This window comes from Streptomyces sp. NPDC038135 (assembly GCF_055601245.1).
In genome coordinates this window covers 369,037-390,427 of the sequence record NZ_JBVJXS010000001.1, presented here as the reverse complement: position 1 = coordinate 390,427, position 21,391 = coordinate 369,037, and the positions used below count along the sequence as shown (strand labels likewise).

General features: G+C 71.8%; 18 protein-coding genes. 7 read left to right on the top strand and 11 right to left on the bottom strand.

From position 1 onward, the window contains the following. The first annotated feature begins 9 nt into the window (after positions 1-9). From ACZ7JA_RS01815 to ACZ7JA_RS01795, 5 genes are all read left to right on the top strand, one after another. Positions 10-804 (top strand): class I SAM-dependent methyltransferase, encoded by a 795-nt coding sequence (locus ACZ7JA_RS01815; RefSeq protein WP_470806818.1) that lies wholly within the window; start codon positions 10-12, stop codon positions 802-804. A gap of 618 nt (positions 805-1,422) precedes the next feature. Then, positions 1,423-2,196: an isoprenyl transferase gene (locus tag ACZ7JA_RS01810; RefSeq protein ID WP_351662244.1), complete on the top strand. Its 774-nt coding sequence runs from the start codon at positions 1,423-1,425 to the stop codon at positions 2,194-2,196. A gap of 385 nt (positions 2,197-2,581) precedes the next feature. Continuing rightward, positions 2,582-3,907, top strand: a complete 1,326-nt coding sequence (locus ACZ7JA_RS01805) for a PhoH family protein (protein ID WP_351662247.1) — start codon at positions 2,582-2,584, stop codon at positions 3,905-3,907. A gap of 397 nt (positions 3,908-4,304) precedes the next feature. Continuing rightward, on the top strand, positions 4,305-5,003 hold the full coding sequence (locus ACZ7JA_RS01800; RefSeq protein WP_351662250.1) for an aggregation-promoting factor C-terminal-like domain-containing protein: 699 nt from the start codon (positions 4,305-4,307) through the stop codon (positions 5,001-5,003). 136 nt (positions 5,004-5,139) lie between these two features. Next, positions 5,140-6,522, top strand: coding sequence for an AI-2E family transporter (locus tag ACZ7JA_RS01795; protein WP_393437361.1), 1,383 nt, complete (start codon positions 5,140-5,142; stop codon positions 6,520-6,522). On the opposite strand, the gene ACZ7JA_RS01790 is transcribed toward ACZ7JA_RS01795, so the two are convergent. The 3 genes from ACZ7JA_RS01790 to ACZ7JA_RS01780 all read right to left on the bottom strand — a co-directional run bounded on the left by ACZ7JA_RS01790 (position 6,421) and on the right by ACZ7JA_RS01780 (position 8,141). Beyond that, a complete protein-coding gene (locus ACZ7JA_RS01790; protein ID WP_470806817.1) occupies positions 6,421-6,873 on the bottom strand; it encodes a hypothetical protein in 453 nt (150 codons plus the stop codon). The genes ACZ7JA_RS01795 and ACZ7JA_RS01790 overlap by 102 nt on opposite strands. 167 nt (positions 6,874-7,040) lie before the next feature. After that, positions 7,041-7,583, bottom strand: coding sequence for an alkyl hydroperoxide reductase (locus tag ACZ7JA_RS01785; protein WP_351662259.1), 543 nt, complete (start codon positions 7,581-7,583; stop codon positions 7,041-7,043). A gap of 3 nt (positions 7,584-7,586) precedes the next feature. Further along, on the bottom strand, positions 7,587-8,141 hold the full coding sequence (locus ACZ7JA_RS01780; RefSeq protein ID WP_351662262.1) for a peroxiredoxin: 555 nt from the start codon (positions 8,139-8,141) through the stop codon (positions 7,587-7,589). Between the two features lie 133 nt (positions 8,142-8,274). Here ACZ7JA_RS01780 and ACZ7JA_RS01775 point away from each other — a divergent pair, with 133 nt between their 5' ends. Then, positions 8,275-9,222: a LysR substrate-binding domain-containing protein gene (locus ACZ7JA_RS01775; RefSeq protein ID WP_389303946.1), complete on the top strand. Its 948-nt coding sequence runs from the start codon at positions 8,275-8,277 to the stop codon at positions 9,220-9,222. Positions 9,223-9,273: 51 nt separating this feature from the next. On the opposite strand, the gene ACZ7JA_RS01770 is transcribed toward ACZ7JA_RS01775, so the two are convergent. The 5 genes from ACZ7JA_RS01770 to ACZ7JA_RS01750 all read right to left on the bottom strand — a co-directional run bounded on the left by ACZ7JA_RS01770 (position 9,274) and on the right by ACZ7JA_RS01750 (position 14,153). Further along, positions 9,274-11,655 carry an ABC transporter permease gene (locus ACZ7JA_RS01770; protein ID WP_470806816.1) on the bottom strand — a complete coding sequence of 794 codons (2,382 nt, stop codon included), beginning with the start codon at positions 11,653-11,655 and terminating at the stop codon, positions 9,274-9,276. Beyond that, positions 11,652-12,341, bottom strand: a complete 690-nt coding sequence (locus ACZ7JA_RS01765) for an ABC transporter ATP-binding protein (protein WP_351662271.1) — start codon at positions 12,339-12,341, stop codon at positions 11,652-11,654. Before ACZ7JA_RS01765 ends, ACZ7JA_RS01770 begins: the two co-directional genes overlap by 4 nt. After that, positions 12,338-12,862 (bottom strand): PadR family transcriptional regulator, encoded by a 525-nt coding sequence (locus tag ACZ7JA_RS01760; protein ID WP_389446144.1) that lies wholly within the window; start codon positions 12,860-12,862, stop codon positions 12,338-12,340. Before ACZ7JA_RS01760 ends, ACZ7JA_RS01765 begins: the two co-directional genes overlap by 4 nt. A 146-nt stretch (positions 12,863-13,008) precedes the next feature. Further along, positions 13,009-13,263, bottom strand: coding sequence for a type II toxin-antitoxin system antitoxin (locus ACZ7JA_RS01755; protein WP_470806815.1), 255 nt, complete (start codon positions 13,261-13,263; stop codon positions 13,009-13,011). Further along, complete coding sequence (locus ACZ7JA_RS01750; protein ID WP_351662970.1) at positions 13,260-14,153, bottom strand: SPFH domain-containing protein; 894 nt, start codon at positions 14,151-14,153, stop codon at positions 13,260-13,262. Before ACZ7JA_RS01750 ends, ACZ7JA_RS01755 begins: the two co-directional genes overlap by 4 nt. Positions 14,154-14,447: 294 nt before the next feature. Here ACZ7JA_RS01750 and ACZ7JA_RS01745 point away from each other — a divergent pair, with 294 nt between their 5' ends. Next, positions 14,448-16,793: a transglycosylase domain-containing protein gene (locus tag ACZ7JA_RS01745; protein ID WP_470806814.1), complete on the top strand. Its 2,346-nt coding sequence runs from the start codon at positions 14,448-14,450 to the stop codon at positions 16,791-16,793. 54 nt (positions 16,794-16,847) lie between these two features. Here ACZ7JA_RS01745 and ACZ7JA_RS01740 read toward each other — a convergent pair whose 3' ends face one another. The 3 genes from ACZ7JA_RS01740 to ACZ7JA_RS01730 form a co-directional block, all read right to left on the bottom strand. Then, positions 16,848-18,935 (bottom strand): SpoIIE family protein phosphatase, encoded by a 2,088-nt coding sequence (locus ACZ7JA_RS01740; RefSeq protein WP_450743158.1) that lies wholly within the window; start codon positions 18,933-18,935, stop codon positions 16,848-16,850. Positions 18,936-19,228: 293 nt separating this feature from the next. Beyond that, complete coding sequence (gene fomD, locus ACZ7JA_RS01735) at positions 19,229-19,918, bottom strand: cytidylyl-2-hydroxypropylphosphonate hydrolase (protein ID WP_351662283.1); 690 nt, start codon at positions 19,916-19,918, stop codon at positions 19,229-19,231. Between the two features lie 72 nt (positions 19,919-19,990). Continuing rightward, entirely contained in the window at positions 19,991-21,376 is a 1,386-nt protein-coding gene (locus ACZ7JA_RS01730) for a class II fumarate hydratase (protein WP_351662286.1), read from the bottom strand. Positions 21,377-21,391 lie beyond the last annotated feature (15 nt).

Genomic DNA, 21,391 nt, shown 5'->3' with positions numbered 1-21,391 from the left:
ATGGCGTTCATGACAGAGAACCGCTCCGCCCGCTCGTTCGAGGACCTCGTGGCCGAGGGCGCGGCCGTGCCCACCGAGGGTTGGGACTTCTCCTGGTTCGAGGGGCGGGCCCGCGAGGCGCGGCCCTCCTGGGGGTACGCCCGTGCGGCGGGGGAGCGGCTGGGGCGGGCCGAGTCCGCGCTGGACCTCCAGACCGGGGGCGGGGAGGTGCTCGACTTCGCCCTGGCCGGTGCGGGGACGGGCCGGCCGCGTCTGGTCGCCGCCACGGAGGGGTGGCCGCCGAACGCGGCGAAGGCGACCGCCCTGCTGCGGCCGCGCGGCGTGGTCGTGGTGGCGGCCCCGGACGACGCGCCGCTGCCGTTCGCCGACGCGTCCTTCGACCTGGTGCTCAGCCGGCACCCGGTGACCCCGCACTGGGCGGAGATCGCGCGGGTGCTGCGGCCGGGCGGTACGTACTTCGCCCAGCATGTCGGACCCGGCAGCGCGTTCGAGCTGGTGGAGTACTTCCTCGGGCCGCAGCCGGAGTCCGTGCGCCGGGCCCGTGATCCCGAGGGCGAGCGGAAGGACGCGGAGGCGGCCGGGCTCGAGGTGGTGGATCTGCGGGCGGAGCGACTGCGGATGGAGTTCCACGACATCGCGGCCGTCGTGCACTTCCTGCGCAAGGTGGTCTGGATGGTCCCGGGCTTCACCGTCGAGGCGTACGAGCCCCAACTCCGCGCCCTGCACGAGCGGATCGGGAAGGAGGGGCCGTTCGTGGCGCACAGCGCCCGGCACCTCTTCGATGTCCGGAAGCCGGCCTCCTGAGAAACAGGGGAAACCGGGCTTTTCCGTCATCGGTTCACCCGCGCTTCGCCCGGGGTTTCCACATCGTTATCGGGGGCGGTTCACATGCGTCTCATCCGTCACGTAGGTTCAGGCCAAGGTAATTCGCGTCAGCAAAGCTGCGCGGGCGGCACCGCGCAGTGGAGGGGGCTGCGCGGTGCCGCGACGCCCGGCCGACGTGCCGCGGTGGCGTCAAGCCGCCGTTCGCTCGCGGGGTAGCCCGTCGGAGGGACCCCGGGACAACTCGCCGAACGTTCACCAAGACGGCCCAAACCCTCTTGATCTCGCCGATCGGCCCCGGATTTCCTGGGAATCCGCTGTGAACCGGCCATGGAACACCCCAGAATCCGGCGTTCCGCGCACACCTCGCCGTCGCCGACTGATTCCGGAGAGTAGTTGTGGGGCGCCGATGCACGCGTCCGCCCTCACGAAGGGTTATGGTGGAAACCCCCCCTCGGGCCGGTCCGTCTCCCCCCCACGGACCGGCCCGTTTTTTCTTCGGGAACCGCTCGGCGGAGGGCCGGCGTCCCCGCTCCGGGGGGGCGAGCCGCCGGCGGCGGTACCCTCGAAACCCGCCCGAACCCCCGAAGGACCTCTCCCGTGAACCTGCGCGACAAGCTGCGTGGCCTGCTCGTCGGGCTCTACGCGCGCCGGGTGGAAGGTCACCTGGACCACGCTCAGGTGCCCAAGCACATCGGCGTCATCATGGACGGCAACCGCCGCTGGGCGAAGGCGGCCGGTTCCACCACGGTCCACGGCCACCGGGCCGGTGCCGAGAAGATCGAGGAGTTCCTCGGCTGGTGCAGCGAGACCGACGTCGAGGTCGTCACCCTGTGGCTGCTGTCCACCGACAACTTCGACCGTCCGCAGGAGGAGCTGGTCCCGCTCCTCGGCATCATCGAGGACGTCGTCCGCACCCTCGCCGCCGACGGCCGCTGGCGGGTCCACCACGTCGGCACCCGCGACCTGCTGCCCGCCGGGATGCAGGGCGTCCTCAAGGAGGCCGAGGAGACCACCGCCCACGTGGACGGGATAGTGGTCAACGTGGCCATCGGCTACGGCGGCCGCCAGGAGATCGCCGACGCCGTGCGCTCCATGCTCCTCGACGCCCAGGACAAGGGCGCCTCGCTGGAGAGCCTCGCCGAGTCCGTCGACGTAGACATGATCGGCCGTCACCTCTACACGGGTGACCAGCCCGACCCGGACCTCGTCATCCGCACCAGCGGTGAGCAGCGGCTGTCCGGATTCATGCTCTGGCAGACCGCCCACTCCGAGTACTACTTCTGCGAAGTCTTCTGGCCGGCCTTCCGCAAGGTGGACTTCCTGCGCGCGCTGCGCGACTACGCCGCACGTCACCGCCGTTACGGCGGCTGACGCGGCCCGCCGCGCACACCTCACGCCCCGTCGGCCACCACGCCGGCGGGGCGTCCCGTATACCCCGGTTGGGTGGGAAGTAACAAGGAGTTCACCGGTGCGCTGTCGGCCACTTCTGCATGGCGGCGCTTTTCGCCGGGCATAAGGGAAGCAGGTCGACGCCCGAACCACGGGTGTCGGATCTCAGCGGGCGGCACGGGGCCGTCCGCCCGGGAGGCCCTTTGCACCAGCCCGACCGTGCGGTCACCGTACGGAAGCAGCCGCGGAGGTCCGGTGTCCGGCCCGTCCTGCGCGGGGGCCGGGGACCGGTCGCAATGCTCCCGCCCTCCCGGCCCGGCTTCCGCTTCGTCGCTCCCCGACCTCATCCGAGGGGGTACGTCCTTCCGTGGTGACCAGCACAAAGCGCCACAAGCCAGATCGGCGCACTTATGTTCTCGACACCAGCGTCCTGCTGGCCGACCCCAACGCCCTGACCCGCTTCGAGGAGCACGAGGTCGTGCTCCCCGTCGTCGTGGTCACGGAACTGGAGGCCAAGCGGCACCATCCCGAACTCGGCTACTTCGCCCGCCAGGCGCTGCGCCTGCTGGACGACTACCGGGTGAAGCACGGTCGCCTCGACGCCCCCATCCCGATCGGCGAACTGGGTGGAACCGTCCGTGTCGAGCTCAACCACTCGGACCCCAGCGTGCTGCCCACCGGCTACCGCCTGGGGGACAACGACTCGCGCATCCTCGCGGTGGCCCGCAATCTGCAGGCCGAGGGATACGACGTCACGGTCGTCTCGAAGGACCTGCCGCTCAGGATCAAGGCCTCCTCGGTCGGCCTGCTGGCCGAGGAGTACCGGGCCGAGCTCGCCATCACGGAGAACTCCGGCTGGACCGGGATGTCCGAACTGACGCTCCCGGCCGAACAGGTGGACGTCCTCTTCGAGGAAGGGCACGTGTACGTCCCGGAGGCCTCCGGCCTCCCCGTGCACACCGGCCTGACCATCCAGTCGGAGCGCGGCAAGGCGCTCGGCCGGGTCACCGCCGAGGGCAACGTCCGGCTGGTGCGCGGCGACCGGGAGGCGTTCGGCATCAAGGGCCGCAGCGCCGAGCAGCGCATCGCGCTCGACCTGCTGCTCGACCCGGACGTCGGCATCGTCTCGATGGGCGGCCGGGCCGGCACCGGCAAGTCGGCGCTCGCGCTGTGCGCGGGCCTGGAGGCGGTCCTGGAGCGCCGTCAGCACCAGAAGGTGATGGTCTTCCGGCCGCTGTACGCGGTCGGCGGCCAGGAGCTCGGCTATCTGCCGGGCTCCGAGGCCGAGAAGATGAGCCCGTGGGCCCAGGCCGTCTTCGACACGCTCTCCGCCGTCACCAGCCGCGAGGTCATCGAGGAGGTCACCGCCCGGGGCATGCTGGAGGTCCTGCCCCTGACCCACATCCGGGGCCGCTCCCTGCACGACGCCTTCGTGATCGTCGACGAGGCGCAGTCCCTTGAGCGGAACGTACTGCTGACCGTTCTGTCCCGGATCGGCGCCAATTCGCGGGTCGTTCTGACCCATGACGTCGCCCAGCGGGACAACCTGCGGGTCGGCCGCTACGACGGTGTCGTGGCCGTGGTCGAGAAGCTGAAGGGGCATCCGCTCTTCGCCCACGTCACGCTGACCCGGTCCGAGAGGTCCCAGATCGCGGCCCTTGTGACCGAAATGCTCGAAGAGGGCCACATCTGACGGGAGTGGTCCCGTAGGCGCCGTCCGGCAAAGGCCAAGAGCCTAGCCGGGCGGCGCCTTCGCGTGTGGGGGTTTCCTGAAAACCCCTGGGCCAAACGAGGTGTGAGCTTTCACACGCAACTCGGAATTGCCACCCGGTGTCTGGTTACGGCAGAGTCTCACTCCTGTCAGGCCCCGCATACGGCACACCTGTACCCCCAGCGGTACGGCACCACAGCAGCACCACCCCAACTCAACAGCGTCGTCGTATGCCGCCCGCGCACCACGCGGCGCTCCCCGCAGGGGAGTTGCCCACCGGGCCCGCGCCTCCCGTGACCCCGCAGTTGGGAGGCCAGTGTCAAGGGCACGATTGCGTCCGCCAGGGTCACCGAAGCGGGCGATGCTGGAAGGAAACCGTGTGAGCCGGATTTCGGTCCGGGGATTCGCAGTGGCCTCGGCCACCGCGGTCACCGCCGTCGGAAGCGTCGTCGGTGTTGCCTCGGGCAGCACCGCGCAGAACAACGACGCCGAGGCGACGGCAGCAGCCGACACCACGCTCCTCGCGGACATACCCGCGGGTCAGCAGGCCCAGGTGCAGACCGCGTCCCTGACGCAGCAGGCCGACGCGCAGGCCATCGCCGCTGACGCGAGCGCCAAGAAGGACGCCGAGGAGGCCGCCCGCAAGGCAGCCGCCGAGACCGCGGTCGCCAAGAAGGCGGCCGCCGAGAAGGCGGCCGAGGCGGCCGCGAAGGAGCGCGCCGAGGCCAAGGCCGCGGCCACCCGCTCCACCCGGGACTCCTCCAGCTTCCCGGTGCAGAGCAGCTACTCCGTGGCGCAGATCCAGGCGATGGCGCGTCAGATGGTGGCGGCCGACCAGTTCCAGTGCTTCAGCAACATCGTGAACCACGAGTCGAGCTGGAACTACCAGGCGGTCAACGCCTCGTCCGGCGCCTACGGTCTCTTCCAGGCTCTCCCCGCCGGCAAGTACGCCTCCGCCGGCGCCGACTGGCGGACCAACCCGGCGACCCAGATCAAGTGGGGCCTCAACTACATGAACGAGCGGTACCACAGCCCCTGTGGCGCCTGGTCGTTCTGGCAGGCCAACAGCTGGTACTAGGCCGGCGGCCCCCGCTCAACCCCGCGCAGCCCCTCCTCGTCCTACGAGGAGGGGCTTTCGCACTGTACGGTCGTACGCGAACTGCTCCCGGGTGAGCGGTGGCGTACACCCGGGAGGCGGGGGAAGAGGACGGATCATGTCGCGAGTGCCAGGGTGGCTGGGCCGGCTGGGTGCCGGACTGACCGAGATGAGTGAGCGGTTGGACGAGCGCCGCGCCGAAGTGGAGAAGGACACCGGGTCCGGGTCCGACCCCGCTGTCGGCCGGAAGCCCGGCCGCAGGGCCGACCGGGCCGCCGATCCGGTGCCGTCCGTCCCCCGGCCCGCCGCACCGGCCGGACCACGGCCCGACCCGGCGCAGGCCGTGCCCTGGGGTGTGCGGGTCGCGGCCGAGGCGGGCTGGCGCCTGCTGGTCCTGGCCGGCACCGTGTGGGTCCTGATGCGGGTCATCAGCGCCATCCAGCTCGTCGTCTTCACCTTCGTCATCGCCCTGCTGGTCACCGCGCTGCTCCAGCCGACGGTCGCCCGGCTGACCCGGCACGGGGTGCCGCGCGGCCCGGCGACCGCGCTGACCGCGATCCTCGGCTTCGTCGTCATCGGGTTGATGGGCTGGTTCGTGACCTGGCAGGTCATGGAGAACATCGACACCCTCTCCAGCCAGATCCAGAGCGGCATCGACGACCTGCGCAACTGGCTGCTGAAGAGCCCCTTCCACGTCACCGACAAGCAGATCAACCAGATCGCCAAGAACCTCCGCGAGGCCATCGGAGCGAACACCGACCAGATAACGTCCGCGGGCCTGGAAGGCGTTCAGGTCGTCGTCGAGGCGCTCACCGGCATCCTGCTGGTGTTCTTCTCGACACTGTTCCTGCTCTACGACGGCAAGCGCATCTGGCAGTGGTTCCTGAAGCTGGTGCCCGCCGCGGCCCGCCCGGGCGTGGCCGGCGCCGGCCCGCGCGCCTGGCGCACCCTGACGGCCTACGTCCGGGGCACGGTGCTGGTGGCCCTCATCGACGCCATATTCATCGGCATCGGCATCTACTTCCTCAACGTGCCGATGGCCGTACCGCTGGCCGTCTTCATCTTCCTGTTCTCGTTCATCCCCCTGGTCGGCGCCGTCGCCTCCGGCGCGCTCGCGGTGATCGTGGCCCTGGTGACGCAGGGCGTCTTCACCGCGCTGATGACCCTCGTGGTCGTCCTCGCCGTCCAGCAGATCGAGGGCCACGTCCTGCAGCCCTTCATCCTGGGCCGCGCGGTCCGGGTCCACCCGCTCGCCGTCGTCCTGACGGTGGCGGCCGGCGGCATGGTGGCCGGCATCGGCGGCGCGGTGGTGGCCGTACCGCTGGTGGCGGTGACGAACACGGTGGTGGGGTACCTGCGCGCCTACTCGGCGGAGGTGGAGGCCGCCCCGGACGAGCCCTCAGCCGTAGAGGACGACCAGGGCGGCGAGGAGCAGCCCGACGCAGGCCGCGACGGCCGGGAGGCGGTACCGGCTCCCGGCGGCGAGCGCGACGCAGTATGACCAGGCCCCGCCCGTGAGGGCGACGGCCCACCAGCCCGCCGACGCGTGCGCCGCCGCCAGCAGGACGGGCGCCGGCAGGAGCGTCGGCGGGACGAGGGCGAGCCGTGGCCCGATGCCCAGCCGCTCGTAGACGACGAGCAGCACGGCCAGGGAGACCGCGAACAGCAGCGGGACGGCCGTCAGGTTCCATCCGGTGACGCAGACGCCGTCGGCCGTCCCGCAGATCCGGCCGCTGCGCCGGACGGTCCAGGAGAGGTAGGCCAGGGCGCCGGCGGCCAGGACCGCTCCGGTGACGGCGGCGCCCAGCAGCCGCCGCAGGGCGGGCGTCGGCGGTGTGCGGGGGGTGGTCATGTCCTGCAGCCTTCCGTAGGCGACGCCCGGGGGCCTGAGTACCGGTACTCAGGCCCCCGGGCCGGTCGATCGGTCGCAGCTCGGAACGAGTAGTTCTTGTCACATCACTGAACGCACCGCGGCCCCCGCCCATCGGATGGGCGGGGGCCGCGGTGTTCGGGAGCGGGTTACTCGGCCGCCTGGGCCAGAGCCGCCTCCGCGTCGAGGGTCACGCCGACGGCCTGGACCACGGACGCGATCTTGAACGCCTCCTGGACCACCTCGCGCTCGACGCCGGCCTTGCGCAGCACCTGCTCGTGCGAGTCGAGGCACATGCCGCAGCCGTTGATCGCGGAGACCGCGAAGGACCACAGCTCGAAGTCGACCTTCTCCACGCCCGGGTTGCCGATGACGTTCATCCGCAGACCGGCGCGCAGGGTGCCGTACTCGTGGTCGGACAGCAGGTGCCGGGTGCGGTAGAAGACGTTGTTCATCGCCATCACCGCGGCGGCGGCCTTGGCGGCCGTGTACGCCTCCGGCGACAGGTTCGCCTTCGCCTCCGGCTCCAGCTCACGCAGCACGATCGGGGAACGGGAGGCGATGGCGGTCGCCAGCACCGTGCCCCAGAGCTGCTGGGCCGGCAGGTCGGAGTTGCCGATGACCGAGCCCAGGTTGAGCTTCAGGTCCTTGGCGTAGTCCGGGACGCGGGACTTCAGCGAGTCGAGCGACATGGGTCACTCACCGGCCAGCAGCGCGACCGGGTCGAGCGTCTCGTCGCCCTTGCTCCAGTTGCACGGGCACAGCTCGTCCGTCTGCAGGGCGTCGAGGACCCGCAGGACCTCCTTGGGGTTACGGCCGACGGAACCGGCGGTCACCATGGTGAACTGGATCTCGTTGTTCTGGTCGACGATGAAGACGGCGCGCTTGGCGAAGCCGTCCTCGCCCTCGATGCCCAGCTCGCGCATCAGCTCGTGCTTGGAGTCGGCCATCATCGGGAAGGGCAGGTCACGCAGGTCGTCGTGGTCCTTGCGCCAGGCGTGGTGGACGAACTCGGAGTCACCGGAGAAGCCGAGGATCTGGGCGTCGCGGTCGGCGAACTCGTCGTTCAGCTTGCCGAACGCGGCGATCTCGGTCGGGCACACGAAGGTGAAGTCCTTGGGCCAGGCGAAAACGATCTTCCACTTGCCCTCGTAGGTCTTGTGGTTGATCGTGTCGAACTCCTTGCCCTTCTCCAGCGAGACGCAGGCGGTCAGTTCGAACTCGGGGAACTTGTCACCGACAGTGAGCACACGCTCTCCTTGCAGCGAGGCAGCACCCGGATCGCGGGTGCTACCCATGGGTTGGACTTTCCCGATGTTGGCACAGGGTGCATTGATACGGGAAATAGCTACACTCGGTCGTGTTGATCGGAGGTATCTATCAGTGACCGTCAGTAGCGGAAAACGGCGCCAGCCCAGCCTGTCCCAGCTCCGTGCCTTCGCGGCCGTGGCCGAGCACCTGCACTTCCGGGACGCGGCCGCCGCCATCGGGATGAGCCAGCCCGCCCTGTCCGGCGCGGTCTCGGCGCTGGAGGAGATCCTGGGCGTGACCCTCCTCGAGCGTACGACCCGCAAGGTGCTGCTCTCGCCTGCCGGCGAGCGGCTGGCCGTACGGGCCAAGGCGGTGCTGGACGAGGTCGGGGCGCTGCTGGAGGAGGCCGAGGCGGTCCGGGCGCCGTTCACCGGGGTGCTGCGCCTCGGGGTGATCCCGACCGTCGCGCCGTACCTGCTGCCCACCGTGCTGGGCCTGGTCCACGAGCGGTACCCGCACCTCGACCTGCAGGTGCACGAGGAGCAGACCGCCAGCCTCGTCGAGGGCCTGCAGTCCGGCCGCCTGGACCTGCTGCTGCTCGCCGTGCCGCTCGGCGTCCCCGGGGTGACCGAACTCCCGCTGTTCGACGAGGACTTCGCGCTCGTCACGCCGCCCGACCACCGGCTCGGCGGCCGCGAGGGCATCCCGCGCGAGGCGCTGCGGGAACTGAACCTGCTGCTGCTCGACGAGGGGCACTGTCTGCGCGACCAGGCGCTGGACATCTGCCGCGAGGCCGGGCGGGAGGACGCGCCGGTAACCACCACGGCCGCCGGTCTCTCCACGCTGGTGCAGCTCGTCGCGGGCGGCCTCGGCTGCACCCTGCTGCCGCGCACCGCCCTGAAGGTCGAGACGACCCGCGGCAGCCGGCTCCGCACCGGCTACTTCGCCGATCCCGCCCCCAGCCGCCGGATCGCCTTCGCCATGCGCGCGGGCGCCGCCAGGGGAGCGGAGTACGAGGAGCTGGCGGCGGCCCTGCGCGAGGAGCTGCGGCCGCTGCCCGTGCGGGTGCTGGACGCCTGACCGCACCTCCCGTGGACCCGGCGGCGCCCCGCACGGGACGCCGCCGGACGCCTACTCGGTGCGCAGCCCGTCGGGCCGCATCAGCCGCAGCAGCGGGGGCAGGCTGAGCAGGGTCACCGCGAGCACCACCGCGGCGCCGACGCCGGTCATGGACAGCACGCTCGCCCAGTCGACCGACACCGGTGTCGCCGTCATCTTCAGCAGCACCGCGCCGAGGGTCAGGCCGACCACCGAGGACAGCAGCAGCCCGAGGACGATCGGGACGGCCGTCTGCCACAGCACCGACAGGCCCAGCGTGCGGCGCCGGGTGCCGAAGGCGACCAGCGAGGACAGCAGCTTGCGCCGCTCGCGGAGCTGCTCGAGCTGCGAGACCAGCAGGCTCGCGCCGATCAGCGCCAGCACGCAGACCGCGCCGACGAACAGGCCGGTGCGCAGCGAGGTGTACTTCGTGGACTCCTCGGTCGCCGTCCAGGTGAACACGTCCGCGGCCGGCTCCACCCGGGCAGCCGTGTTGCGCACGTACTCCTGGGCGTCGGGCACCGACTCGTCGATGCGGACGAAGACATGGCCGTGCAGTGCGGTCCTGGCCTTCGCCGGCAGCGCGGACGGCGTGAGCAGCAGGCCGTTGGCGGCGTTCTGCAGCGCGTCCTCGCGGTACGACGCCTGCTTGAGGCCGGCCGGCACCCGCCAGGGCACCTCGAGGCCGGGCTCGCCCGAGTAGCTCGGGTCGACGTAGAGCTGCCGCTCGGGACGTACGACGGAGCCGATGGAGTCGTTGTACGAGGCGTCGTAGTGCGGGTTGCGCAGCCGGAACACGTCGCCGTCCCGGCAGGAGGGCAGCCGTGCCACCTCGCGCAGGGCGGCGCAGTCACCGACCGTCAGATCGACCAGGCTCTCCGGTTCCGTGCGCTTCTCCCCGACCGACGCGGTGGACAGCGCCATCGCCACCCGCACCCCCTCGGTCTTCCGGAACGCCTCGCCCGCGGCGGCGACGTCACGGTGGTCGGGCAGCGTGATCTCCATGGACGCCCGGTTCGGGTCGCGGCCGGTGTCCTTGGTGTACTGGCTCTCCACGCCCGCGAACAGCATCTGCAGCGCGATCGCGCCGGCCACCGCCACCGCGATGCCGTTGACCATGCGGGCCGCGGTGCCGCTGCTCAACTGCAGCCGTCGTACCGCGAGTTGCCAGGACACCGGGCCGGCGCCGAGCCGGGCGACGACCCGCTCAACGATCCACGGCAGCAGCGCGGTCACGCCGACCAGCAGCAGCAGGACGCCGCCGGTCACCAGGTACTGGTTGAAGCCGCCGCTGTCCCGGCCCTTGCCGACCATCGGGTACAGCAGCGCGAGGCCCGCCAGCGGCAGCAGCAGCCGCCACCACAGCCGGCGCCGGGCCGGCCGGGCCGTCCGCACCACGCCGAGCGGTTCCACGACCACCCCGCGCATCGCGAGCAGGGTCACCAGGACCGCGGACGCCGGCACCGCCACCGCCACCAGCGCGACGAGCGCGGGGGAGGGGTCGAGGTAGCTGGGGAACACGCTCTCGCCCAGCACCTGCACCGAACCGGCGACCTGACGTCCGATCAGGAAGAAGACCGTGCCGACGGCCAGCCCGAGCAGGGCCCCGGCCAGCGCCTCGCCCGCGGCGATCCGCCGGGTCATCCCGCTGTCGGACCCGACCAGCCGCAGCGCGGCCAGCCTGCGGTCGCGCCGCTCGCCGCCGAAGCGCACGGCAGCGGCGATGAACACGGCGACGGGCATCAGCAGGACCACGAACACGACCAGCACCATCAGCAGCAGTACCGGGTCGGCCTTCTCCACGGTCGGGTGCGGATCGCCGAAATGCGCCAGCCGGTCCACCCGGACGCCGCCGCCCGCGTCCGGGTCCAGGCCCTCGGCGCCCGCGTAGTACGCCAGCTCGTGCGAGCCGATCAGCCCGCTCTCGCCGATCGTCCCCACGACCCGGTGGGGCAGCCGCTCGCGCAGCAGCCGGGCGCCGTCCGAGGCGAGCAGGTCCCGCAGCGCGGGGGAGACGACCATCTCGCCCTTCGCGGGGAAGCGGCCGACCCCGGGCGGCAACGGCGCCCGCGGGCCCTCGGGTTCGAGGAGCCGGCCCCGGACGTCCTTCGAGTGCCACTGCGTGTCGGTCGCGGCGACCAGCACGGTGTCGTCGGCCTTGGGGCGGGTGGTGCTGGAGAACGTGTAGTCGTAGCGGGCCTCCTCGACCCGGTGCCGGGCGGCGAACACGTTCGGCAGCGCGGTGGTCAGCAGCAGCAGGGCGACGCCCAGCCCGACGCCGACCGCCGTCAGCGTCATCCGCACCCAACCCTCACGCCCGCCGGTGACGGCGAACCGGGCGCCCATGACGAGGTCCCCGAAGCTCCCCCGCGCCCATCCCCGCACGCGCGGCAGATCCCCCCTGCGCGGCTTCATACGGCCCGCTCCATGTCCCGGGACCTGCCGTCCCGCACGACGATCTCGCGGTCCGAGTACGCGGCCACCCGGGCCTCGTGCGTGACCAGCACGACGGCCGCGTTGGTGGAGCGGGCCGCGTCGGTGAGCAGCTCCATCACGCGCTCCCCGTTGAGCGAGTCCAGCGCGCCGGTCGGTTCGTCGGCGAACAGCACCCGGGGCCCGGTGACCAGCGCCCGCGCCACCGCGACCCGTTGCCCCTGGCCGCCGGAGACCTCACCGGGCCGCTTGCCCCTGAGGTCGTCCACCTCGAGCCGCTCCATCCAGCCCAGCGCGGCCCGCTCGGCCTCCTTGCGGGAGGTGCCGTTCAGCCGCAGCGGAAGCGCCACGTTCTCCACGCAGGTCAGCTCCGGCACCAACTGCCCGAACTGGAAGACGAAGCCGAACTCGCTGCGCCGCAGCGCGCTGCGCTCGACGTCGTTCATGGTGGCGAGTTCCCGCCCGGCGTAGGTGATCGAGCCCGAGTCGGGCGGCACTATGCCGGCGAGGCAGTGCAGCAGCGTCGACTTGCCGGACCCGGAGGGGCCCATCACCGCGACGACCTCACCGGCGTGGATGGAGAACGCGGCGCCGTCCAGCGCGAGCGTCGGGCCGTAGGCCTTGCGCAGGTCCTCGGCGGCGAGCAGGGAGCCCGGGGGAGGGGTCATCGGGCCACCTCCGCGCGGAGCCTGTCCAGCCGGGCGGCGGTCAGTTCCAGCCAGCGCAGATCGGCCTCCAGGTGGAACAGGGCGTGATCGCAGACGAGCTGGTCCGCGAGGTCGCCCTTGCGCTTGCGGTCGGTGAGGATGCGCATGCTGCGCAGGTGCTCGGAGCGCTGGGTGTCCAGGATGTCGGCCGCGTCCCGGTGGGTCAGCAGCGCCAGGACGACCTTGGTGTAGAGGGTGGACTGGAGGTACTCCTCCGGCTTCTCCGGGGTCGCGAGCCACTGCTCGACGTCGGTGACGCCGGCGTCGGTGATGGCGTACCGCTTGCGTTCGGGCCCGCCGCCCGACTCGATCCCGTCGACTTCCACGAGCCCGTTCTTCAGCAGGCGGGACATCGTCGAGTAGACCTGGCCGTAGTGCAGCGGCCGGTCGTGACCGAACTTCTCGTCGAAGGCCCGCTTCAGGTCGTAGCCGTGTCGGGGGCCGGACTCCAGGAGTCCTAGGAGGGTGTGACCGATGGACATGGCAGCACTCTACACACGGTGTATACGTCGCGTGTATACGCGGAGTGTCCAGTGGCTGGCAGGCGGTGGCGCGACGCAGGTGGGAGCCGATTGTCCGGATTCCGTAACGACGAGGGGCCCGCCTCCGTGTGGAGGCGGGCCCGTCCTCAGGGCGCCGGCGGCCCGGCCGCGGGGCCGGCGGGCGGCCGCCCGCGGCGGGGCAGCGGACCGGTGTCCCGCGGCAGCCGCCCCGCCTCGGAGAGCGCCTTGCGCAGCAGGAACTCGATCTGCGCGTTGGTCGACCGCAGTTCGTCCCCGGCCCAGCGCGCGAGGGCGTCGTAGACCGACGGGTCCAGCCTCAGCAGCACCTGCTTGCGCTGCCGAGGCCGTCGCCCGGACGTCTCCTCCGACGGATCCGTCACTGGTAGAGGGTCCCGGTGTTGAGCACGGGCTGCGGGGCCCGGTCCCCGCACAGCACCACCATCAGGTTGGACACCATCGCCGCCTTCCGCTCCTCGTCCAGCTCCACGATGTCCTGCTCGGCGATCCGGGCGAGCGCCGCCTCCACCATGCCGACCGCGCCGTCCACGATCTGCCGCCGGGCCGCGACCACCGCGCCGGCCTGCTGGCGCTGGAGCATCGCCGAGGCGATCTCGGGGGCGTACGCGAGATGCGTGAAGCGCGACTCGACGACCCGGACCCCGGCCGCCTCCACCCGGGCCTGCAGCTCGACGGCCAGCTTCTCGGTGATCTCCTCGGCGTTGCCGCGCAGCGACAGGCCGTCCTCCTCGTGGGCGTCGTAGGGGTACTCGATGGCGATGTGCCGCACGGCCGTCTCGGTCTGGGTGGCGACGAACTCGGCGAAGTCGTCCACCTCGAAGGTGGCCTGCGCGGTGTCCTGGACCTTCCAGACCACGACCGCGGCCAGCTCGATCGGGTTGCCGTAGGCGTCGTTGACCTTCAGTACGGCGGTCTCGTGGTTGCGTACCCGGGTCGAGATGCGGGTGCGCGAGGTGAAGGGGTTCACCCAGCGCAGGCCGTCCTGCCGGATCGTGCCCCGGTAGCGGCCGAAGAGCTGGACCACCCGGGCCTCGCCGGGCGCGACCGTGTTGAGGCCGCGCATCGCGATCACGGCGGCGAGGAAGACGAGGACGCCGCACAGGATGAGCCCGGCCTTGGCGCCGTCCGCGGTCACCGCCGAGGCGGCGGCGAACAGGGCCACGGCGGCGGCGAGTCCCAGCAGGCCGAGGAGCAGGGCGAGGCCCCCGCCGATGCTGTGGGCCTGGAACTCGCGCACGCGCGGCGCGGGCATCTCGGGTACGTCGACGGCCGCGGCCGTCTGGGGTGCGGACGTGTCGGGTGCGGGCACGGTGGATCCCCCGGTTCTCGAAGGCGTCCGACTTCCCCGGGCGCCTGGTTTCCGTCTAGCTAAGTGATATCACTTTATGCCGCTGGGCAACCCAACGCCAGGGATAACCGTCGGTTCCCTGTGGGGCGGGTGCTGATTCTCACGTCCGTAAAAGAGCGGATCGAGCGTCCTTTGTCATATAGACGGGTGTTAGCTTTCGGAGCTGACCACTGAGACGGAAGCGGGAGCGTAGGACTCATGGGACGAGCGGAAGAGAGACGAGCGCGACAGCGTGGTGGTCGCCGCGCGGCGCCCAAGCGCCACCGCTCGCAGTCCACGGCCGACTCCGCGGCGGCGGCGCCCGGCGGCAAGCCCGCCAAGGGCCGAATACGCAGGCTGTTCACCTGGAAGAAGATCCTCGGCACGTTCTTCGGACTGTGCCTGCTGTCCTTCGGCGCCTTCGTCGCGCTGTACCTGGCGGTCGACGTGCCCGCCGGCAACATCGCCGCCCAGCGGCAGAGCAACGTCTACAAGTACAGCGACGGCAGCGTCCTGGCCCGCGACGGCAAGGTCAACCGCGAGATCGTGGACCTGGACAAGGTGCCCAAGGCGGTCCAGCGGACCTTCGTGGCCGCCGAGAACAAGTCCTTCTACACCGACCCCGGAGTGGACCTCAAGGGCACCGCCCGAGGCCTGATCAACACCCTCTCCGGACGCGGCAAACAGGGCGGCTCGACGATCACCCAGCAGTACGTCAAGAACTACTACCTGAACCAGGACCAGACCGTCTCGCGGAAGCTGAAGGAACTGGTCATCTCGCTGAAGGTGGAGCGCGAGAAGTCCAAGGACGACATCCTCGCCGGCTACATCAACACCTCCTACTACGGCCGCAACGCCTACGGCATCCAGGCCGCCGCCCAGGCCTACTACCGCGTCGACGCCCAGGACCTCAACGTGCAGCAGGGCGCCTACCTGGCCGCCCTGCTCCAGGCGCCGAGCCAGTACGACTGGGCGGCCGCCACCCCGACCGGCAAGCGGCTGGTCAAGGCGCGCTGGAACTACGTCCTGGACAACATGGTCGAGGAGCACTGGCTGCCCAAGGAGAAGCGCGACGGCCTGAGCTTCCCGGTGCCCAAGGAGCCCAAGGGCGCCCCGGGCATGGAGGGCCAGAAGGGCTACCTGGTCACGCTCGCCAACGCCCAGCTCGCCCAGAAGCTGATGCGCGACGAGGGCCTGTCCAGGTCCGACGCGGCGGCCAAGGTCGACAGCCAGGGCTGGACCATCACCCTGAACATCAGCCGCAAGAAGCAGGCCGCGCTGGAGCAGGCCGTCAAGGAGCGGCTGACCAGCAAGCTGGAACCGAAGAAGCGCAAGGTCGACGGCGACGTCCAGGCCGGCGCGGTGTCGGTGGACCCGAAGACCGGCAGGATCGTCGCGATGTACGGCGGCAAGAACTACTTCGACCACTGGACCAGCAACGCCACCCGCCGCGACTACCAGCCCGCCTCCACGTTCAAGCCGGTCATCCTCGCCGCCGCGCTGGCGCAGAACGCCACCACGCAGGACGGCAAGACGATTCAGGCGAGCACGGTCTACGACGGCACCAGCCGCCGCCAGGCCGTCGACCACGGCGCCAAGGTCGGCTTCGCACCGCCGAACGAGGACAACCGCAACTACGGGCCCATCACCGTCCAGCAGGCCATGAACCAGTCCGTCAACTCCGTCTTCGCGCAGATGGGCGTCGACGTGGGGATGAAAAAGGTGATGAGCACCGCGAAGCAGCTCGGCATGGACACCGAGGGCATGCAGGCGGTGCCCGCGCAGACGCTGGGCTCCATGGGCGCCAGCCCGCTGGAGATGGCCGGCATCTACGCCACCTTCGCCAACCACGGCCGTGAGGTGACGCCCGGCATCGTGAAGTCGGCCGAACAGAAGGGCCGCTCGGTCGAGATGCCCGACGCCGTCGGCAGCCAGGTGATCAGCCGCACGGTCGCCGACAGCGTGACCTCGGTGCTCACCGGCGTGGTCGACGACGGCACCGCCCGCACGTCCGTGGCGGGCAACCCGCTGCGCAACGGCCAGGAGGTCGCGGGCAAGACCGGTACCTCCGACTGCAACCGCTCGGCCTGGTTCACCGGCTACACCCCCGACCTCGTCACCTCCGTCGGCCTGTTCGGCGAGGCGGCCAAGTCCGGCGGCACCGGCTGCGACGGCAAGCCGGTCAAGAGGAACGACCACGTCTCGCTCAGCGGCGCGATGGGCGGCGGCCGGGTCAACGGCGGCGGCCCGCCGGCCGAGATCTGGGCGGCCTACACCTTCGGAGTCACCGAGAAGTCCGAGTTCGACCTGGACACCACCCAGGGCGCGGCCGTCGAGCCGACGGACACCCCGACGGTCAGCGAGTCCCCGTCCGACACCCCGTCCAGCTCGCCGAGCAGCGAACCGCCGGTGTCCGAGTCGCCGTCGCAGTCGCCGTCCCGGACCCCGTCGCGCTCGCCCAGCCAGTCACCCTCCCAGTCGCCGTCCCAGAGCCCGTCCAGCGAGCCGCCGACGGCCCCCGTCAGCGAGGACCCGCTCAACCCCGCCGACGGCTTCGGCCAGTAGGAGCACGCGAAGAGGGGCGCCCGGAACACTCCGGGCGCCCCTCTTCGCGTGCGCTCACGCCCTGTTCAGCTCGAACCAGACCACCTTGCCGGTGCTCAGCCGGGTCGCGCCCCAGCGCCGGGCCAGCTTGTTGACCAGGTACAGCCCGCGGCCGCCCTCGTCCGTGGCCCGCGCCTGGCACAGCCGCGGCAACTGGGGCACGTCGTCGCCGACCTCGCAGCGCAGCACGTCCGTGCGCAGCAGCCGCAGCGTCACCGGACGGGTGGCGTAGCGCACCGCGTTCGTGACCACCTCGCTGACCAGCAGCTCCACCGAGTCCGTCAGCTCCTCGAGGCCCCACCGGGCCAGCGCGCGCCGCGCCAGCCGCCGGGCCTCGCGCGGCGCCGCGTTCTCCGGCTCCAGCGTCCAGTACGCCACATCGCTCGGCGCGATCCCGTCGAAACGGGCCGCGAGCAGCGCGATGTCGTCGTCCCGGTCGCCCGGGCCGAGCATGTCCAGCACCTCGTCGCACAGCGCCTCGAGCGGCGGCGGATGGTCCGGGCCGGTGAGCCGGGCGGTCGCGGCGAGCTTCTCGCGCAGCTGCTCTATGCCGGTCCACACGTCCCGCAGCCGGGACTCCACCAGCCCGTCGGTGTACAGCAGCAGCGTGGCCCCGGCCGGCGCGTCCAGCTCCACCGCCTCGAAGTCCACCCCGCCCACCCCGATCGGCGCGCCCGGCGGGACCCGCAGCACCTCCGCCCGGCCGCCCAGGTGCAGCAGCACGGGCGGCGGATGACCCGCGTTGGCGATCGTGATGCGATGCGTCACCGGGTCGTACACCGCGTACAGGCAGGTCGCCATGCGGTCGGTGCCGAGCCGCTGCGCCTGCTCGTCCAGGTGGTGCAGCACCTCCTGCGGGGGCAGGTCGAGACCGGCCAGCGTCTGCGCCGTCGTGCGCAGCTGGCCCATGATCGCCGCCGAGGTCATGGAGTGCCCCATGACGTCGCCGACCACCAGCGCCACCCGGCTGCCGGGCAGCGGGATCGCGTCGTACCAGTCGCCGCCCACCCGCGCCGTCTCCGCCGCCGGCAGGTACCGGGACGCCAGCCGCACCCCGGTCGGCCGGGGCAGCGTCTCCGGCAGCATGGTGCGCTGCAGCTCGTCGGCGATGTACGCCTCGCGGCCGTACAGCACCGCCTTGTCGATGCCGAGCGCGCTGTGCGTCGCGAGCTGCGCCGCCACCAGCAGGTCGTCCCCCTCGAACGCCGGCCGCTCCGGACGCCGCAGGAACAGCGCGGCGCCGATCACCCGGCGCCGGCCGCGCAGCGGCGCCAGGATCGCGTGCCGGCCGCCCGGCACGGCCGCCTCGCCGCCCTCGCCGAGCAGCTCGGGCAGCGCCGCCCGGGCCGCGGGCGCGTCGGCGAACACCGGCCGCACCCCGCGCAGCACCTCGTTCAGGGCGCCGCCCGGCCGCACCTCGCACAGCTCGGTGGTCAGCGACGACAGCTCGCTGAGGGCCGAGGCATCCGGCTCCGGCTCGGGGAACGGCGGCGGCGCCAGGCCCTCGGTGTCGCGCTCGTCCGGGATCCGGTCCGTGCGGCGCAGCCGCAGCACCACGGGCCCGGCCGGACGCTCGTCGCCCACCGGCAGCGGGTCGCGCAGATAGACCAGGATCGCGTCGGAGAACGTCGGCACGGTCGCCCGGCACAGCCCCATCACGATCTCGTCCAGATCGAGGCCGCGCGCGATCCGCCGGGTCGCCGCCCCGACGAACCTGAGCCGGTCACCGTCGCGCCGCATCGGCATCGGCCGCCCCGGTGGCAGCCCCCGCCCGGTGCGGCGGTCCTGGCCGCCCGGCCCCCGCTCCTGCTCGGCGCCCGGCTGCGGCGGAATGGCCTCCGGGGCGGGACGCGGGCGTCCCGCGTCCGTCGGCGCGGTGGCGGGCTGGGAGTGCTCGGGGCCGTTGACTTGGGGCTCCTTCCCCTTGTTCCCCTTGCCGCGGGGCGTGGTGGCCCCCGGCGCGGAGGGCGGTCCGTCGGCCCGGGCCTGTGCCGGTAAGGCCGGGCCGGCGAGCTGCTCCGGAGTACGCAGCAGCGCCCCGCGGGAGTCCGCGGGGTCGGCGCCCGTCTGCGGGCGGTCGTAGGACGTGGGGTGCTCCGTCACGCGCGTCGAATCCATCCGTCCGGGGCTGCGCGCCGGGCGCGCACATGGTCCCGCCGAAAGTCCGATACCCGGAATACGTGCCCCAGGAACGGAATTCCCGCGTGGTCAGAGGCCGTGCCTGTGCCGCCGGGGAACCCTGCCGGGCCCGCCGGGGTGTTGCCCTCGTACCCCTCGCTCACTCCTGCCGCCCCTCGGTGACGTCTGGTCAGACCCGGTTCGCACCCCGGGAGTTGCCTTGCGGATTCTTGCGGAGGACGATCCTACGGTTGTGGGCCGGGGGCGCATCAAGGGTCTCATGAGGACACGTGCGCGGGCGTACGGTCCCAGTCCTCGGGGAGTGACGGTACAGTCCAGGACGGATCCGGGCGCCAGTGCTGCCAGCCGTCGGAGAACGGCGGACCCCAGGCGTCGATCACCTCCACCGCGGCCCGGCCGGCCGCCCGCACCCGCTCGGCGGTCGCCTGGTCCATCAGCCCGTCCCGCTGCGCCTGCGCGAACTCGTCCTCGTCCCGCCAGTGCCAACTGCGGTCCGGGTGAACGGAGATGTCCAGGAAGTGGTCCTCGGAGTCGACCCCGCCCGCCCAGCGGCTCAGCGGCTGCTCGAGGTTGACGTACCAGTTCTTGAACCGCCAGCCCGGCTCCCAGAACAGCCACACCGACCAGGGCTCGGCGGGCCGGGCCAGCTTCAGCACGCCCGTGCCGAACCACCGGTCCCGCTGCACCGAACGCGGCCTGGTGTAGCGGGTCTCCAGCGGCTCCACGTGTACCGGCGTGCCGTCGGCGAGCACCGGCTTCACGCACTCCGTACCGGGCGCCATCCACACGGCGAGCAGGTCCGCGTCGTCCCGGACGACGGTGACGGGCCGCGCGATGTGGAAGCGCGCGCCGGCGTTCTCCCGGTACCGCCACAGGATCTGGCTCCCGGGGGTCCAGTAGGTCGCAGGCCCCGCCGCCACTCGTCTCACCGCTCCGTTGTCCGCCATGAACAGATATTAGGTGCCGTGCACATACGACGCTGCGGTGAGCGTCACGCTTCTGCGCGGCGGGGCCGGCCGTCACGGCCGCGTCATCCGCAGGACGTCCAGCGCCTCGTCGAGCTGCTCCAGCGTGAGGTCGCCGCGCTCCACGTAGCCGCCCTCCAGCACGACCTCGCGGATGGTCCTGCGCTCGGCCAGCGACTTCTTCGCGACCTTCGCGGCCTCCTCGTAGCCGATGTACTTGTTCAGCGGCGTCACCACCGACGGCGAGGACTCGGCGTACTCGCGGGCGCGTTCGCGGTCGGCGGTGACGCCGTCCACGGTCCGGTCGGCCAACAGCCGCGAGACGTTCGCGAGCAGCCGGACCGACTCCAACACGTTCTTGGCGATGACCGGCAGCATCACGTTCAGCTCGAAGTTCCCGGCGGCGCCCGCGGTGGCGATGGTCGCGTCGTTGCCGATCACCTGGGCGGCGACCATGAGCACGGCCTCGGGGACGACCGGGTTGACCTTGCCCGGCATGATCGAGGAGCCCGGCTGGAGATCGGGCAGCCGGATCTCGGCCAGCCCGGTGCGCGGCCCGGACGACATCCAGCGCAGGTCGTTCGCGATCTTCGTCAGCCCGACCGCGATGGTCCGGAGCTGTCCGCTGGTCTCCACGACCCCGTCGCGGGCGCCCTGCGCCTCGAAGTGGTCGCGGGCTTCGGTGAGCGGCAGCCCGGTGACCCGCGCGACCTCCTCGATCACCGCGGCCGAGAAACCGGGCGGCGTGTTGATCCCGGTGCCGACCGCCGTCCCGCCCAGCGGCAGCTCGGCCAGCCTGGGCAGCGAGGCCCGCAGCCGCTCCACGCCGTACCGCACCTGGGCCGCGTACCCGCCGAACTCCTGCCCCAGGGTGACCGGCGTCGCGTCCATCAGATGTGTCCGCCCGGCCTTGACGACGTCCGCGAACTCCTCGGACTTGCGCCCGAGGGCCGCGGCGAGGTGCTCCAGCGCCGGGATCAGGTCGTGGGTGACGGCGGCTGTGGCGGCGATGTGCAGGGACGAGGGGAAGACGTCGTTCGAGGACTGCGAGGCGTTGACGTGGTCGTTGGGGTGCACGTCCCGGCCGAGCCGCTCGGTGGCCAGGGTGGCGATGACCTCGTTGGTGTTCATGTTGGACGAGGTCCCGGAACCGGTCTGGAACACGTCCACCGGGAAGTGCTCGTCCCACTTGCCCTCGGCGACCTCGCGGGCCGCCTCCTGGATCGCCTCCGCGACGTCCTCGTCCAGCACGCCGAGACCGGCGTTCACCTTCGCCGCGGCGCCCTTGATCCGCGCCAGCGCCTCGATGTGCGCCCGCTCGATCCGCTGCCCGGACACCGGGAAGTTCTCGACGGCACGCTGCGTCTGCGCCCGCCACTTGGCGTGGACGGGCACCCGGACCTCGCCCATGGAGTCGTGCTCGATGCGGTAGTTGCTCATGCCCGTGTCAGCGAT